The following is a 1,304-nucleotide window of genomic DNA, read 5'->3' on the forward strand; positions in this document are numbered from 1 at the left end:
CGGGTATGGATTGTCGTATCCATACGGACGCTTCCCGTAGCTTTAGCTCTACGCGGGCTAGGTGTGGGTCACCTTGGTTTTGATGAGGGAATATTATCAAAAGTAATATTAAACGATGCTTAAATTTTATTATTATTGATAATATTTTTAGTAGTATAATTCGGCAATCGAGAAAAGTCTTGATTATCTCAATGAAAGGAGGTTGAAATGGCGACAAACAAGAAGCAAACGTCCAAAAAGGTTGCGTCAGAGGCATCCGAAATTTTAAAGGACGATAGATATAGCAAGAAAAGCAAATCCGTCGCAGGAAGCGCACTTTCTCAAACAAAGCCTACGCCAAAGAAAAAGAAATAGGCTTTTGCCCTCTAATAGGGGGCAATTTATTTAAATTTGTGTTTTAATTCATTAGAGGAAGGCGATAACCAATGAAAAGAGTTTTATTGTTTATTCTGGTATTGTCCTCATCTCTATCTGCGTTTTGTGAAAAATTTTACGTTACCGATGAGATGACCGATAAAACAACCCTTTATTTTGTATGTAAAGAAAAGGGTGTGTCCTTGTATCTTGAAAGCAAAAACGGGAAGGTAAGTTATGGGGGCATAATCGGGATTGTGTTAAAGGAGCCAGAGCAGTTTTGGATGGAGGATAGCAATGGTGGCGTTCCAACTCAGAAGCTAGAAATGAGAGTTGATAAAAATACTATGTTTACCAACACAGCTATCCTAGCGGCATCTTTTCAAGTAGCCACAATTCGTCTTTCCAAATCGCAGCAAAAACAACTTCGAGACGGGGATATTCTTGCCGTTAGATATTTTCTTTATCCTCTAGAAAGGCGGCTAACCCGCTTTGATTTAGCAGATCTGAAACAATTTCAATAAAGGATCATAAAATGAAAAAACTACTTGCTTTAATTTTAGCGGCTTTTTTGCTCGTGCCGTCGATGTCTTTTAGCGCGCAGAGGGTAGGCGGATACGTCACAAAAAAGGGCAAATACGTAAAGCCTCACTACCGCTCAAATAAAAACCGCACGCAGCGCGACAACTGGTCAAGCAAGGGCAGAAGCAACCCATACACCGGTAAAAAAGGCACGAAAAAGCCGAAATGGTAAAAATTTATGAAAATTTGATGCTAATCTGCGCGGCCGTGCTATTTTCGGGCTGTGTTTTTAATCCTGCCGAGCGTGACGTTGCTTTTATGGGCGGCGAAGCCTATTATGTTCCGGTCGAATCGGTAGGCTACCCAGTCACCCGCGATATGGAAAAGTATCTGAAAAATATCGGGATTTATTTTGCACCGAGGGCGAC

Annotated in this window: 4 protein-coding genes; all 4 read left to right on the forward strand. The window is 41.0% G+C overall.

The window, feature by feature from the left end; translation table 11 throughout:
• Window positions 1-207 precede the first annotated feature (207 nt).
• Window positions 208-354 carry a hypothetical protein gene (locus Q0256_RS01600; RefSeq protein ID WP_297959500.1) on the forward strand — a complete coding sequence of 49 codons (147 nt, stop codon included), beginning with the start codon at window positions 208-210 and terminating at the stop codon, window positions 352-354.
• Window positions 355-425: 71 nt separating this feature from the next.
• Entirely contained in the window at window positions 426-878 is a 453-nt protein-coding gene (locus Q0256_RS01605; protein ID WP_297959502.1) for a hypothetical protein, read from the forward strand.
• Between the two features lie 11 nt (window positions 879-889).
• Complete coding sequence (locus Q0256_RS01610) at window positions 890-1,108, forward strand: hypothetical protein (protein WP_297959504.1); 219 nt, start codon at window positions 890-892, stop codon at window positions 1,106-1,108.
• The coding region (locus tag Q0256_RS01615; protein WP_297959505.1) for a hypothetical protein at window positions 1,102-1,304 on the forward strand (203 nt) is incomplete at its 3' end. The genes Q0256_RS01610 and Q0256_RS01615, both read left to right, overlap by 7 nt.

Source organism: uncultured Campylobacter sp., assembly GCF_937949835.1.
Taxonomy (GTDB): Bacteria; Campylobacterota; Campylobacteria; order Campylobacterales; family Campylobacteraceae; genus Campylobacter_B.